Raw genomic sequence first — 14,953 nt, forward strand, 5'->3', positions numbered from 1 at the left:
AAGGAGGGCACAATTGTGGCTATGGACCGGACACGTGTCGCCGTGGAGATATACGGAACTTCTTATAAACTTGTAGGAAGCAGCACTGAATATATGAAACAGGTTGCACACTATGTGGATGAACACATGCGTGCAATCTCTAAATCCCATAATCGATTGGATACACCGCGCATTGCTGTGCTTGCTGCTGTACATATGGCCGAACAGGCACTTCAGGTACAGGATATTAAGAACGAAGTTAATATGCTGACTGGGGAACGCAGCGAACTACGGGTGGAGGTATCGCGCCTGCTGGAGGTGCAGCGGGAACGGCAAGAGGAACATGAACGTCTGGATGCAGCAGCGAAGGAAGAGGCGAAGCGGCTGATCGCTGCTGCAGAGGAAGAACGCAAGCGGCATTTGGAAGCGCAGGAGCAGAAGCAGGCCCAGCATCTCCAGCAGTTACTGGAAGCGGAGCAGGCTGCAGAAGACGCTCGTCGCAAGCTGACTGAGGAACTTCAGTCCCGTGAGCAGGAACTTAAGGAGCTGAAGTCTGGTTACGAGCAGGAGCAGACGTCCCAGCGAGAGAGTCGCCATCAGGAGTTGGCCGAGGCAGAGGCTGCCCGTCTGGCGGAGCTTGAAGACCTGAAGACTGCACATCTTCTCGAACTGGAGTCCATCCAAGAGGCCCTGGTGAAGGAGAAAGGGGAGGCGCTGGCTGCTGCAGAGCAAGAGCTTGCGGCAACTCGTGAATCTCTTGGCAAAGAGCTGGAGGATACGAAGACCCGGCTTGAACAAGCGATTGAAGAAGCCAAGTCGACCCTGGGCAAGCAGCTTGAGGATACAAAAGTTGAGCTAGATAAGGAACAGGCTAAGAACAAGGAGCTGCGCCAGACGCAGGGATCGCAGGAACACAGGCACAAGCAGAATGTGCAGGAACTGGAGAAGCAGCTGGCCGAGCTACGCGGCGGTACTGGGCAGCTCCAGTCCAGACTGCGAGCTGCAGAAGCGGGCGTCAAGAGCGAACGCGAAGCGCGTCTTACTTTGCTGGAACAATACGAAGTTATTGTCAAGCGAGAGGAACAGCTCAGCGGAGAGCTTCAGGCAGCCACGGAACTTGGCGAAACGCTCAGCAGCGAACTGGAAGAAGCTCGTCAGCGTTATGATTCTTCGCAGAATGAGGCTGTGGAACTGCGCGGTTCCTTTGAGGAAGCAGCGAGCGGCTTAAGTGCTGTTCAGGCAGAACTGCGCACAGCTAACGAACTGGGCGAGATGTTGGATACTGAGCTGGGAGAGTTGCGTCAGCGATATGACGCCTCGCAAGAGGAAGTGAAAGAGCTGCGCCAGCGCCATGCTGATTCACAAGAAGAAGTGAAGGGGCTGCTTGGTTCTCTCGAGAAAGCAGAGAGCAATCTGAGCACTGTTCAGGAAGAATTGCGCACAGCCAATGAGCTTGGCGAAGCATTGGATGCTGAACTGAGTGAACTGCGCCAGCGTCATGCTGATGCACAGGAAGAAGTGAAAGAGCTGCGCCAGCACCATGTTGCTTCGCAAGCGGAGGTTACGGTGCTGAGTGAAGCTCTGGAAGAGGCTAAGAGCAGCCAGGGCCACGTGCAGGAAGAACTGCGAACAGCTAACGAACTGGGCGAGATGTTGGATGCTGAGCTGGGAGAACTGCGTCAGAGATATGACGCCTCGCAAGAGGAAGTGACAGAACTGCGCCAGCGCCAAGCTGATTCACAAGAAGAAGTGAAGGAGCTGCGTGGTTCACTAGAGGAAGCAGAGAGCAATCTGAGCACTGTTCAGGAAGAATTGCGCACAGCCAATGAGCTTGGTGAAGCTCTGGCGGAGGCCAAGAATATTCAGGGCCGTGTGCAGGAAGAACTGCGCACAGCTAACGAACTGGGCGAGATGTTAGACACTGAGCTGCAAGAGCTGCGCCAGCATCAAGCTGCTTCGCAAGAGGAAGTGAAAGAGCTGCGCCAGCGCCATGCTGATTCACAAGAAGAAGTGAAGGAGCTGCGTGGTTCTCTCGAGGAAGCAGAGAACAATCTGAGCACTGTTCAGGAAGAATTGCGCACAGCCAATGAGCTTGGCGAAGCATTGGATGCTGAGCTGAAAGAGTTGCGTCAGCACCATGTTGCTTCGCAAGCGGAGGTTGCGGGGCTCCGCGAATCTCTACAAGAAGCCCAGGGTAACCTGAGCAGTGTGCAGGAAGAACTACGCTCTTCCTCGGAGCTAGGTGAGCTGTTGGATGGTGAGCTGGAAGTTCTGCGTCAGCAGTATGCTGCTTCACAAGAGGAAGATACGTTGCTACGTAGTTCTCTTAAGGAAGCAGAGAACAAACTGAGCGCGGTGCAGGAAGAGTTACGTACAGCCAATGCGCTAGGCGAAGCATTAGATGGTGAGCTTGACGAGCTGCGCCAGCGCCATGTCGCTTCACAAGCGGAAGTTGCGGGGCTCCGCGAATCTCTGCAAGAAGCCCAGGGTAACCTGAGCAGTGTGCAGGAAGAACTACGCTCTTCCTCGGAGCTAGGTGAGCTGTTGGATGGTGAACTGGAAGAGTTGCGTCAGCAGTATGCTGCTTCACAAGAGGAAGTTAAGACGCTGCAAGGTTCTCTTGAGGAATCTGAGAGCAATCTGAGTGCGGTTCGGGAAGAATTACGCACAGCCAACGAGGTTGGCGAAGCTTTGGATGGTGAGCTGGAGGAGTTGCGTCAGCGTCATGTAGCATCGCAAGATGAGGTCGCGGTGCTCCGCGAATCTCTGCAAGAAGCCAAGGGCAGTCTGATCCAAATTCAGAAGGAACTTCAGTCTTCAACAGATCTCGGCGAGATGTTAGATGCTGAATTGGAAGAAGTGCGTCAGCGTTATACTACGTCACAGAATGAAGTAACAGTGCTGCGGGATGCTCTGGATGAAACTAAGAATAGCTTAGTCCGTGTCCAAGAAGAGCTGCGCTCGACAACGGAACTTGGCGAGGTGCTAGATTCGGAGCTGGAAGAGTTGCGCGAGCGTTATGATCTTTCGGTGCAGGAGGTTTCGGGCCTGCGGATCTCCCTTGGCGAAGCTGGTGACAATCTGAGCCAGGTACAGCAAGAACTTGACCGTGCTGCGAGTGAGGCGGCTTCTTATAGAGAGCTTGCTGACAAGCGAGTGGAAGAAATCAATGAGCTGGAAACGAGTCTCCTGGAGACGGAAGACAGGGCTCAGGGACTGAACCACGAAATCGAGAACCTGCGAGGCCAGTTGAACAACTTGGCGAACAAGCTGCATGAAGAAGTTCTCCGGCGTGAGGAAGTAGAGCTGCTGAACGAGGTGCAGATTAGTGAAGGTGAGCAAGTGCGTAAGGAGCTGTTAGGACTTCAAGCCCGTTATGAAGACATGATCTCACAGTACGATGAAGTTCTTCAGAATGGGGAGCGTCTGCAGGAGCGATTCCGTCTGCTGGAGGAAGAGCGTGAGGAAATGGCGGTTCGCCTCGAAGAGATGTCCGAGGCCGGGCGCGAAGCGGCGGCAGCGGCAGCCGAGCAGCAGGATGTGCTGAAGGAAGCCCGGGACTATGGGGAATCATGGAAGCACAGGTATGATGAGCTGGCAGCACGTCAGCAGCAGTGGGCCGAGGCAGAAGCCAAGCTGCGCGAGGAGATCGAGATCTGGCAGCAGGAGGCTACAGAGGCTGAAGCGAAGCGGGAAGCCGCACATCAGGAACGCAGCAAGGTACTGGAGCAGCTGAACGAGGTTGGGGAGCATTATGAACTGGCGCAAGGCCAACTTCGCTTGCTCCAGATTCAGTCCGAGATTAAGCAGGACGAATTGGACAAACTGAATCAGGAACATCGCAGCCTGCAGGCGGAATATTCCAAGCTGCAGATTGAATATAATGAATGGATTCAACTGATCGAGCAGGACAGTTGAATAACGGATGAAGGTAGAAAAGCCGGTCCCGACGCATACGCGTTTGGGGTCGGCTTTTTTTAGGGAGAACAATGAGTTCACCTTCCAGTTTCTGCAACTTTGTCCAGCTTGAAATCGTCTGGAGATCGAGGTGATATTTATGAAACTAAAGCGTAATTTTTTGCTACTACCAGTCATACTTATTCTGATGATTTCAGGCTGTGTGGATGTGGAGAGAGGAAGTGTTCCTACATCAACTGGTGCTACCGTATCGAAAACCGTGGAGGGAACTGATAAAGCGGGGCCAGATGCAACATCCGAACCGAATAGGGACGATAAACCAAACAACAAACAAAACCGAAAATGTCCTTACGAAATTGTAGAGTGGGTAGATGTCCTGATGATCAACGACATCAAATACCAGCGGAATTATGAAGGTACACAAGAAGTTAAAGCTGATCAGGTCGGTAAAAAGGTAGGGGAGGTAGCCTACATGCTGAACGATAATGCTTGTTCTGACCACATCACGGTGAACGGAGATGCAGCTTTTCTCCCAGTTGGCACCGAGATTTATGAGCTGAAAGGATACCGGCCCGAGTACCGGGTTGTGGCTAACCATTACATCTATGAAGTGAGCGACAATTCCCAAGCACGCACTGTCGGCGATTTACTCGATATTGGGGGAAGGATTAGTAAAGTCAGTATTGAGAGTGGGATTGATGGCAGCCTAATTCGGTACTTTGATCCTGAGGCGGCAAAGGTCTTTGAAGAAGAGCTTTTGAGATTAAAAGCATCTGATTTCAAGGAAATCTATGCTGTAACAAGCCGTACAAAGAATGAGCGGCAGATTTTTTTGCGCGTGCATCTTCAGGATGGCACCTCGCTGCGGATGATCTTTTATGCGGAAGCCAATGCTATTCATCCGGGAGGATTCGGGACCGAGAAGCTGAAGGAGGTTATCCTCTCGCAGAAAGATGCTCAGGGGAAATAGGTTGGATTGTCTGTTAAAGTAACTAACTATGCTGGATTGCTGAAGTAACTGATCGAAGTAACTGATCGAAGTAACTGATCGAAGTAACTGGGTGGAGTAACTGAGTGGAGTAATTGAGTAGAGTAATTGAGTAGAGTAACTGAATGAAGTAGCTGATTGGAGTAACAGACTGAAGTAAATAGCTGAAGCGACTAATCTGAAGTAATTAGCTCAACTCTTGACTTTAGCAGCACTGTCCCTAGCGGTTCGGCGTCGAATAACTGGAAAAACTCCCGTTAATATCGCATGTTGGAGCAAATGAGCAGTCCAAGGAGCGAAATAACAGGAGTTTTTCCAGTTAAGGAAAGCAATTTCGGTTGATTTGAGAAAATAACAGGATAAATTCCCGCTAATTCCATAAGATGCGTGCTAATTGAAGACAAATAGATGCTACAGCCGAACGTGAGATGCAGACGTCTGGAAATGGAAGCTAAACCGAAGCGCTAGACGCTGCCCCCTAAAATGGGTATTGTTCAAATACCAGAGGCAAACGTCAAACGGTATGTAGCGTGATTGTCATCCACTAAGTCCTTCACACTAACCTAGCCGCTATCTCCTGCATGCTGTCGCTAAACCCCACTCCCAGTTCTCACTCCTCGACGATTACATTTGCGACCATGCCAGTGTGGCCGGCGCCGCACATGATGGAGCAGGTCATTTGGAAGGTTCCGGTTTCTTCCGGAACGATGACCTTGTTATTTTTTTTGCCGCTTAGTTGCAGATTTAATTCGGGAACGAGAATGCCGTGATTACCGCTTTCATTTTCAAAAATGATCTTGACGGGTACGCCCTTCTTCAGATGGTACTCCTCTTGGTCGAAGCTATAATTCTTGGCCTTGATGACGAGTTCGGTCTCTGCTTGAATTTCAGGTTCCTTTACAGCGTTAGTGCTGCTCCCCGCGTTGCTCCCGCTATTGGCGCAGGCGGCGAGAATCAGAATACAGAACAATGACAGAAAAAGTGCAATTTTAGACTTCATTATGCTCCCCCTCACCTATGGAACGATTAAATGTGACAATTCTGTAGACATCATAACTTATAAATTTAGGAAGCGCTCCATAAAGTTGTGAAAAGTTGGTGAACAGAGGGGGATATCAAGTCTATAAAATTCGACATTTTTCGCAATGTCATTGTCGAAGAATGCAAAAATATGATGCAAAAACAATTTAAATTTATTATAATGTAACCTATTATATCATGGGCTAGAAGTAGGGGATCCACATGATCGTTGTAACCGATTCGCTGAACGCAGAGGCCTGGCATCGTAGAATATTGAATGGGTATTGGATTGTGTTGGCTTTCATGCTGATCGCCCAAGTTCTCTTTGTGCTGTGCGCGGATCAACTTAGACTGAAAAGCAGCCCAGGGACGGAAAGCGGCTATTTATTCATTGCTTCTAATATCCTAATCGTTTTGTCGGTGGCTGCTGCGGAGATTTGGCTGCGTTCCACTTTGCAGTATCACAAGCAAGCCATCGTTGGCTGCGGTTTTATCATTTCTTATTTATTTTATTTTGTAATAGAGCCTTTTGTGGACGGCGCCCAGATGGCGCTGATGCTGCCGATCATGATTTCGTTAATCTATTTTGATCGCAAGCTTCTGTACACATTGGGCCTTTTTAGCATATTCTTTTACGCTGCGGTATACTTCGGCCTGGAACGAGTGTACCTGAAGAAGCCGCTGCTCGAATTTATGGCTGTGGAGTTTGTTTTTTTACTCGTTATGCTTATGGCACGGGCTGTGATTGTGAGGTCGAAGGAAACCGGAGAATACTTGGAGCAACTGACGAAATCGGAACAGGGGTTACTAGTGGAACGGGCTATTTCGGACAAACTGTTGAAGATTGATGCGTTGACGGGACTGTACAATCACAAGACCTTTCATGAATATCTCGATTCCTTGCTGGAACAGTGCGAGAGCAATGGCCTTAAGCTGCAACTAGCGTTGTTTGACATTGACAACTTCAAGCAGGTCAACGACACTTATGGGCACTGGGTCGGTGATCTGGTGCTGAAGGAAGTCGCGGCTAAAGTGGGCGGGATGATTGGGCTTAATGATTTTGCGGCGCGTTATGGCGGGGAAGAGTTTGCAGTGATTTTTACAGACCTGGACTGTCCCGAGGCCTACAACGCTGCTGAAGAGCTACGGATGACCATTGAACGGATGGAGCATCCTTATGCTGGAGGCCGTCCTGTCACGGTTAGTATCGGTTTATGCCGTTATCAGCTTGGCGATGGCAAGGAACAGCTATTCCGCAAGACAGATGAAGCGTTATATCAGGCGAAAAGATCTGGCAAGAACAGGGTCGTCACCGCTTCTGTCGAACCACAAGAAAATTTCAACCTGTCGATTGGATGAAAATGAACAGCCCCCCTTAAACCGGATAACCGGAACAAGGGGGGCTGTCTTCGCGCCTAAAGTGATCGTTATTTCGCAGCTTCAAATGGTGTAGATACCGGCAGGAATAGGTCGATAATACCGATGACCAGAGCTGCCAGAATCGCACCGAGAATGGAAACACTAACTCCGCTGACTACAAACTGTGCGATCCAGATGACTAGCGCACTGACGAGAAAACCGACAATACCGCGACCAAATGGTGTCGCTTTTCCGCCGAAAATTCCTTCGACCACCCAACCAAGCAGGGCGATCACAAGTGCCAGCACCAAAGCGCTCCAGAAGCCGCCGACGTGGAATTGGGGAACGATCCAGCCGACAATGAGCAGCACAATCGCTGATACAACAAAACGGACTACATGACCTAAAAATCTCACTGGTTTAACCTCCTTTGGCCCAAGCTGAGGATATGTGCAGTTGTTATTATGACCCGGATACGGAATTGTTATGTTGGGAAACGATACCCAAATAGCGAAATTCGCCCATATTCGGTATAATGGATTCATATATGAAGGGAGTTGTGACTGTAATTGGACGACAAAATTTTGCATACGCTTGAATATCGCAAGATTTTAAATAAATTAATGCAATATACGCAAACCTCGATGGGGCGTGAAACCGCGGAACAGCTAAGACCTTCTGGTGATTTTGAAGGTGTTAAGCTGCTGCTGAAGGCTACCGATGAGGCTGCTAACGTGGACCGCCTGAAGGGCATTCCATCGTTTGGCGGAATTACCGACATCAAGGCGGCGCTGAAGCGGGCGTCTATTGGTGGATTGCTTGGAACGCATGAACTGCTCTCCGTAGGCTTCACCATTGGCGGGGCACGCAGAATCAAGCGTTTTTTGGCTGCTATGCATGAGGATGAGGCTGTCGAATCTCTATTTGCCCTCAGTGATCTCTTGTCCGAGCAGAAGCATGTTGAGGATGCTATCCGCGCGTGTATTGACGAGAATGCCGAGGTGATGGATTCCGCCAGCCCTGAGCTGGCGAATATTCGCCGTGAGCTGCGCGGGGGAGAGGCCAGAATCCGCGAGAAGCTGGACTCGATGATCCGTTCCTCCTCGGTATCTAAAATGCTGCAGGATCAGCTTGTCACAATCCGTGGCGACCGATTCGTGATCCCGGTCAAAGCGGAATACCGCGCCCACTTTGGTGGTATTGTGCATGACCAATCCGGTTCCGGTGCGACCCTGTTCATTGAGCCTGAATCCATTGTGGCGATGAACAACAAGCTTCGGGAGACGCGTCTTCGTGAGGAACGGGAAGTAGAGATTATTCTGCATCGGTTGACGGCACAGGTTGGCGACATTGCGGAAGAGATGACTTATGATGTTGATATTGTGGGCGAACTGGATTTCATTTTCGCGAAGGCTCGTCTGGCCCGTGATATGAAGGCTTCCCAGCCGCGCATGAATGACCGGGGATACCTCAAACTGCGCAAGGGACGTCATCCACTGATTCCGGCAGAGCATGTAGTGCCGCTGGATGTGGAACTCGGGAACCAATACAGTACGATTATCGTTACCGGACCCAATACCGGTGGTAAGACGGTGACCTTGAAGACCATTGGGCTGCTGAGCCTAATGTCCATGTCGGGTTTGTTTATTCCGGCCGAGGAAGGCAGCCAGATGTGTGTGTTTGACGCGATCTATGCTGACATTGGCGATGAGCAGAGCATTGAGCAGAGTCTCAGTACCTTCTCCAGCCATATGACCAATATTATTTCCATTCTGCGCAAAATGACTCCGAAGAGCCTCATCCTTCTGGATGAAGTCGGCGCGGGTACAGACCCGGCGGAAGGATCGGCGCTGGCTATTGCGATCCTGGAGAACATCCACCGGACAGAATGCCGGATGGTGGCGACTACTCACTACAGCGAGCTGAAGGCCTACGCTTACGAGCGCAAAGGGGTTATCAACGCCAGCATGGAGTTTGATGTGCAGAGCCTTAGCCCGACATATCGGTTGCTGGTCGGTGTGCCCGGACGAAGCAACGCGTTTGCCATTGCTGAACGCCTCGGCTTGCCGAACGCTATTCTGGAGCATGCGCGCGGCGAGGTTAAAGAAGAGGATCTGCGGGTGGAGCACATGATTGCTTCCCTTGAAGAGAACCGTCTTGGTGCGGAGAACGAGCGGGAGAAAGCGGAGCATATCCGCCGTGAAGCCGAAGAGTTCCGCAGTAAACAGAAGCAGGAACTGGAGAAGCTGGAGAGCCAGCGCGACAAGCGTCTGGAGAAGGCCGAGAAGGAAGCCAGTGACATTCTGGATAAAGCGCGCAAGGAAGCCGAACAGATCATTAGTGATCTGCGCAAGCTGGCGCTGGAGGAAGGGGCTTCGGTTAAGGAGCATAAGCTGATCGAAGCTAGGCGCCGTCTGGATGAAGCGGAGCCTGCGCCGCGCAAGAAGGCGGCTTCCCGTACAGCGGTCAAGCCGCCGCGACAGATTGGACCTGGAGACGAGGTTCGGGTCTACAGCCTGAATCAGAAAGGTCATGTCGTGGAAATGAGCGGGACCAAGGAAGCGGTAGTACAGCTTGGCATTATGAAAATGAAGGTGCAACTGGATGATCTGGAGCTAGTCTCTGCCCAGAAATCGGGCAATCCTGCGCCGCTACGCCAGGCAACGACTGTGAAGCGTACGCGCGACGAGAATATCCGCAGGGAGCTGGATCTGCGCGGAGCCAATCTGGAGGAAGCGCTGCTGGAGACGGATCGCTTCATCGACGAGGCGTTCCTCGGCAATCTGGGTCAAATTGCGATTATTCACGGCAAGGGAACCGGGGTATTGCGATCAGGCATTCATGATTACCTACGCAAGCACCGAAATGTTAAGAGCTATCGTCTAGGTAACTATAACGAAGGCGGGGCAGGCGTGACGGTAGCCGAGCTGCAATAGCGAAGGAAGCATGTTGAGGAGAGAAGGGTGAGCATGCAGGAAAATGTTGATCTTTTGCTGAGGCATCCGCTGGGGTCGCTGCTTGGCTACTTCACCGTAGCAATCTTGGGGCTGGTCGTATTCCTCTCCTTTTTTGAAATGGTGACGAAGTATAACTGCTGGGAAGAAATTCGCAAAGGAAATGTAGCGGCGGCCATGGCAACCGGGGGCAAAATCTTCGGAATTTGCAACATCCTCCGCTTCAGCATCCAGGCCGGGGCTTCAATTTACGAGACGATGAAATGGTCAGTTGTAGGCTTTTTATTGCTGTTGTTGGCCTATTTCCTCTTTGAGTTCTTGACGCCTGTATTTTCTATTGATGAGGAGATTGCCGCAGACAATCGGGCCGTGGGTTTGACAGCGCTGCTGATCTCGGTATCCTTATCGTATGTTATTGGAGCTTCCATCATGTAGGAGGAAACCATGAAGATTCTAACCCGGGTCCTGTTTGGTTGCGCCGTTGCTTTTTTGATCGGTGGCATCATATATTTGACGATTAATTAAATATCAAGCATGTTAAGAAGGAGAACTTAAAGATGGAAACGACTGTATGCCCTTGGTGTGATACCGAAATTGTGTGGGATGAAGAATTTGGACCCGAGGAGTATTGCCCGCACTGCAACAATGAGCTGAAAGGCTACCGGACAGTGAATGTCACCAGTGACGATCTGGAGGACGAACTGGAAGTGAAGGAAGACACGGACGAGGAGTCTATTAATGATGACGACCTGTGGGATGATAGCGAGAAGGACGGCGTAGTGCCTATCTTCAACACGCTGGAACAATTCCGGGACGATTACGATCTTAAGAAGTATGAGCAGAACAGCTCGGCTATTCTGTCGCAGCAAGAAGAAGCACCGGAATGCCCACAGTGCCATGAATTGCTGCTACTGGCTGGAACACAGGAAGTGACAGAGTTTGATCCTTCAACCCCGGCTGTTCTTGGTGGACCTGTGCTGAAAGCACCGTTCTCGTTGAACGTATTCGTATGCCCGTCTTGCTTCCATATTCAGCACAATCTGGCGCAGAAGGACCGGGTACAGCTTGTTCGTAATTTGAGCATCGGCAGTGAGTAAATTGATCAATTCCAGCCTGTATGGGCATGATATTCAGAATCATGGCTATAGGCAGGGGGAAAATCATGAAAGCTGCATCAACGAAGGTTCAGGCTTCGCTGCTGCTGGGAGTGAACGGTTTGTTTCTGCTAGCGGGGGCGTTGTCGGGTACCTTTCTTAACGTTTATTTATGGAAAAGCCGTCAGGATTACATAATGATCGGCTGGTTCACCGTGGCCCAGCAGATTGCGCTGGGCCTTAGTTTTTGGCTCGCAGGCAAATGGGTCAAGGAGCGTAACAAGATGAGTGCTCTTAGGCTGGGGATTGCCGTTTCGGGCCTGTTTTATCTGATCGTACTGGGTATTGGCGGGAATGCGATCCAGTATATCTGGCCGCTGGGCCTGCTCCTGGGTGTAGCTATTGGATTATTCTGGTTAGCCTTTAATATCGTCTATTTCGAGATTACGGATGCTGCGAGTCGTGATTTCTGGAACGGCTGGATGGGACTGCTGGGCTCGTTGACAGGCATCATTGGACCTTGGCTGTCAGGGTGGCTGATCTCGTCGCTATCTGGAGAACGCGGCTATCGGATCGTATTTATGATCTCGCTGGGTATCTATGGGGCAGCGGCAGTGCTCAGCTTCTTTCTCAAGAAGCGTAAGAGTGAGGCGAATTATGGCTGGCTGGAGCCATGGCGGCAGCTAAAGGGTTCGGGGCAGTGGCGAAGGGTGGCTGCAGGCCTTTTTTTTCAGGGATTGAGGGAAGGGGTATTCTCGTTTCTAATTGGTCTGCTGGTCTTTGTTGCGGCTAAGGAAGAGAGTAAGCTCGGGCAATTTGCGTTGGTGACATCGGCGGTATCCCTTGTCAGTTACTGGATCGCAGGCAAGTTGTTCAAGCCAGCATACCGGTCTGCCGGCATGCTGATTGGTGGGGCGCTTTTGGTTGGAGTGATTACCCCGCTGCTCTGGCAGGTTAACTACGGAACTTTGCTGATTATGGGGATCGGCACTTCACTGTTTATTCCACTGTATATGTTGCCTATGACTTCAACGAGCTTTGATCTGATTGGAGAGTCTGAAGAGAGCGTGAGCAATCGGGTGGAGCTTGTCGTGCTGCGGGAGTTAAGCTTGATGAGTGGCAGGCTACTGGGTATCCTGATTTTCATTGCAGTGTTGTCTGTTAACCGATCGCCACGTACGATAACAGTGCTGCTGCTGTTGCTTGGTGCGGCACCGCTAGGAAGCTGGCTGATCCTTAGGCGTTCTTTATCCCGACAAGAGGACAGCCATCCGGTCTAAACTGCTTTATTTTATTGTTATGGGAGAGGCCTACATTGGTCAAAAGAAAACGGATTAACAGCATGGTCACGACGATTGCCATCATGGTGTCCACAGTCGTGTTTTCGGTACTGCTTGTACTGTATATTATTTTCATTAATCATATTTTACCCCAGACTCGAAAAGCATTGGAGGGCAAGGCTCTAAGCATTGCCCACACAGTTGCCCTGGCACCGCTGGTGTCCAAAGGTCTGGAGGAGGGTGTCAGCAAGGAAATTCAAGCCTATACGGGCAAAATCGCTCGTCGCAATGATAGTCTATTCGTAGTGGTGTTAGACATGAATAGTATCCGCTACTCGCATCCCGATCCAGCGCTTATTGGTAAGCCATTTGTTGGCGGAGGACAGGAATTGGCGCTGCAGGGTGATGATAGCATTTCGGTGGGATGGGGAACAATGGGCAAATCCCTACGTGCATTCGTACCGGTATATAACGACAAAGGGCATCAGGTTGGAGTTGTTGTTGTCGGCTTTTCCATGAAACGGGTGCATGATATTATAAAGAAAAACGAGTGGACCATCGTCTTGATCCTGTTATCGGGGGCTCTGCTTGGCACTATGGGCGCCATTGTACTGGGAAAAAGGATTAAGAAAATGATGTTCGGGATGGAGCCATCCGAAATTTCAAGACTACTGGAAGAGCGCAGTGCCATGCTGCAATCGGCGCGTGAGGGCATTATTGCTATAGATGCAAAGGCGCGAATCACGTTGATTAATGTGGAAGCGGAACGGCTGTTGACGGCTGCTGGAATTACAGGAAAGGCTTTGGAATCATACATAGAAGATTATTGGCCAGCTCTGCGCCTGGATAAGGTTTTGAAATCAGGCGATGTGAAGCTGGATGAAGAAATTGACCTCAACGGGATTTCGCTACTGGCTAACAGTTTGCCAATCCGCGTAGGGGGCGAGATTGTTGGAGCGATCGTCACTTTCAGAGATATGACGGAAATTACCCAGCTAGCAGCGCAGTTATCCGGGGTATCTGTATACGCAGATGCGCTACGGGCAGGTGCGCACGAATATATGAACAAGCTGCATGTTATTTTGGGCATGACCCATATGGGGATGTATGATGAACTGCAGCAGTATATTTCCGGAACAGTAAGCAATTATCAGAGTGAGATTGGTTCCATCACAAGAGCAATTAAAGATCCGGTTATGGCTGGATTTCTGTTAGGCAAATTGAGCAGGGCTCGCGAGGACGGTATTAATCTTGTGCTGGAAGAAGACAGCTATCTGCCGGAGTCAGCCCAAGCGGAGCTAACCCATGAGCTGATCACGATTGCCGGCAACTTGCTGGATAACGCGATGGATGCGCTGAGTGATACGACATCTGAGGACAAGGAAATACGGCTCGCTTTTCACTATGATGACGGCCGTTTGAGCTGTACAGTCAAGGACAACGGTCCCGGCATACCGAAATCGCTGCAAGAGAGTATCTATACGCAGGGCTTCTCCACAAAAGGAGAGAACCGGGGGATGGGCCTCCATCTGGTCCGGCGAAGTGTGAATAAACTGAACGGGCATTTGCAATTGCTTCCCGGTCATGGGCCAGGAACGGTTTTTGTGGTAAATGTGCCGTATTTGACTAGAGGTGATGAGTCTAGATGATTAACGTAATAATCGTAGAAGATGATCCGATGGTAGCTAAATTTAATCGACATTATCTGGAGCAGATGGACGGGTTCAGGTACACCGGTTGTGCTGCTTCTGTTGAAGAAGCCAAATTGCTGCTGGCAAGCCAACAGGTGGATTTGATTCTTCTGGATATCTATATGCCAAAGTGTAACGGGCTTCAACTGTTATCCTCTTTACGTGAACAGGGAAGCACGGTGGATGTGATTGTTATATCGGCAGCAAGCGATAATGTCAGTATCCGCAATGCCTTGCAGCATGGTGCAGTGGATTATTTGATCAAGCCCTTTGAGTTTGCCCGCTTTCAGGCGGCCCTAACTACGTACCGGGAGAACAACCTGCTGATGAGGCATAGGGAAAATCTTAATCAGGAGCAACTGGATAAGCTGGTTCGGCACCGAGGGGAGATAGAGAATTCTCCTGTCGCTGTGGCTTCTGCTCCTGCGCTTCCCAAAGGTCTCAGCGAGAGTACCTTGGATAACATTTGGGAGATTATCAACGGGCTATCACAAGATTCCTTCTCTACAGACGACATTTCTACAAGAGCGCCTATTTCCAGAATATCGGTGCGCAAGTATTTGATGTATCTGACGGAGACCGGAGCGTTGTCCATGGAGATCAGCTATGGTGCGATAGGGCGCCCTGTGTATATGTACAAGGTTATCAGAGGGGCATAGGTGAAATGCCT

The 14,953-nt window shown here is 50.5% G+C and carries 11 protein-coding genes; 9 read left to right on the top strand and 2 right to left on the bottom strand.

Translation table 11 applies throughout. The annotated features are described in order from the left end of the window. The first annotated feature begins 15 nt into the window (after positions 1–15). Entirely contained in the window at positions 16–3,897 is a 3,882-nt protein-coding gene (locus AC3Y23_RS25420) for a cell division protein ZapA (RefSeq protein WP_379204381.1), read from the top strand. A gap of 139 nt (positions 3,898–4,036) precedes the next feature. Then, on the top strand, positions 4,037–4,867 hold the full coding sequence (locus AC3Y23_RS25425) for a hypothetical protein (protein ID WP_379204383.1): 831 nt from the start codon (positions 4,037–4,039) through the stop codon (positions 4,865–4,867). A gap of 628 nt (positions 4,868–5,495) precedes the next feature. Here the strand turns inward: AC3Y23_RS25425 and AC3Y23_RS25430 are convergent. Continuing rightward, the gene (locus AC3Y23_RS25430) at positions 5,496–5,885 is read right to left on the bottom strand and encodes a cupredoxin domain-containing protein (protein WP_379204385.1); all 390 of its coding nucleotides are present in this window, start codon (positions 5,883–5,885) and stop codon (positions 5,496–5,498) included. 242 nt (positions 5,886–6,127) lie between these two features. Here AC3Y23_RS25430 and AC3Y23_RS25435 point away from each other — a divergent pair, with 242 nt between their 5' ends. Continuing rightward, entirely contained in the window at positions 6,128–7,264 is a 1,137-nt protein-coding gene (locus tag AC3Y23_RS25435) for a GGDEF domain-containing protein (protein WP_379204387.1), read from the top strand. A gap of 68 nt (positions 7,265–7,332) precedes the next feature. Here AC3Y23_RS25435 and AC3Y23_RS25440 read toward each other — a convergent pair whose 3' ends face one another. Continuing rightward, complete coding sequence (locus tag AC3Y23_RS25440) at positions 7,333–7,680, bottom strand: phage holin family protein (protein WP_379204390.1); 348 nt, start codon at positions 7,678–7,680, stop codon at positions 7,333–7,335. 153 nt (positions 7,681–7,833) lie between these two features. Here AC3Y23_RS25440 and AC3Y23_RS25445 point away from each other — a divergent pair, with 153 nt between their 5' ends. The 6 genes from AC3Y23_RS25445 to AC3Y23_RS25470 all read left to right on the top strand — a co-directional run bounded on the left by AC3Y23_RS25445 (position 7,834) and on the right by AC3Y23_RS25470 (position 14,942). Next, entirely contained in the window at positions 7,834–10,200 is a 2,367-nt protein-coding gene (locus AC3Y23_RS25445; protein WP_379204392.1) for an endonuclease MutS2, read from the top strand. Positions 10,201–10,233: 33 nt separating this feature from the next. After that, a complete protein-coding gene (locus tag AC3Y23_RS25450; RefSeq protein ID WP_066373746.1) occupies positions 10,234–10,653 on the top strand; it encodes a DUF350 domain-containing protein in 420 nt (139 codons plus the stop codon). 122 nt (positions 10,654–10,775) lie between these two features. Further along, entirely contained in the window at positions 10,776–11,315 is a 540-nt protein-coding gene (locus tag AC3Y23_RS25455; RefSeq protein WP_379204395.1) for a hypothetical protein, read from the top strand. A gap of 65 nt (positions 11,316–11,380) precedes the next feature. Further along, positions 11,381–12,592 (top strand): MFS transporter, encoded by a 1,212-nt coding sequence (locus tag AC3Y23_RS25460; RefSeq protein ID WP_379204397.1) that lies wholly within the window; start codon positions 11,381–11,383, stop codon positions 12,590–12,592. A gap of 35 nt (positions 12,593–12,627) precedes the next feature. Beyond that, positions 12,628–14,241: a DcuS/MalK family sensor histidine kinase gene (dcuS, locus tag AC3Y23_RS25465; protein WP_379204399.1), complete on the top strand. Its 1,614-nt coding sequence runs from the start codon at positions 12,628–12,630 to the stop codon at positions 14,239–14,241. Then, positions 14,238–14,942, top strand: coding sequence for a response regulator (locus AC3Y23_RS25470; protein ID WP_379204401.1), 705 nt, complete (start codon positions 14,238–14,240; stop codon positions 14,940–14,942). Before dcuS ends, AC3Y23_RS25470 begins: the two co-directional genes overlap by 4 nt. The last annotated feature ends 11 nt before the right edge of the window (positions 14,943–14,953 follow it).

Source organism: Paenibacillus sp. MAHUQ-45 (assembly GCF_058133325.1).

Coding starts and splice junctions, on each gene's coding strand:
- AC3Y23_RS25430 (WP_379204385.1), bottom strand. CDS start 5,885: ATGAAGTCTAAAATTGCACTTTTTCTGTCATTGTTCTGTATTCTGATT.
- AC3Y23_RS25435 (WP_379204387.1), top strand. CDS start 6,128: ATGATCGTTGTAACCGATTCGCTGAACGCAGAGGCCTGGCATCGTAGA.
- AC3Y23_RS25455 (WP_379204395.1), top strand. CDS start 10,776: ATGGAAACGACTGTATGCCCTTGGTGTGATACCGAAATTGTGTGGGAT.
- AC3Y23_RS25470 (WP_379204401.1), top strand. CDS start 14,238: ATGATTAACGTAATAATCGTAGAAGATGATCCGATGGTAGCTAAATTT.
- AC3Y23_RS25460 (WP_379204397.1), top strand. CDS start 11,381: ATGAAAGCTGCATCAACGAAGGTTCAGGCTTCGCTGCTGCTGGGAGTG.
- AC3Y23_RS25425 (WP_379204383.1), top strand. CDS start 4,037: ATGAAACTAAAGCGTAATTTTTTGCTACTACCAGTCATACTTATTCTG.
- AC3Y23_RS25450 (WP_066373746.1), top strand. CDS start 10,234: ATGCAGGAAAATGTTGATCTTTTGCTGAGGCATCCGCTGGGGTCGCTG.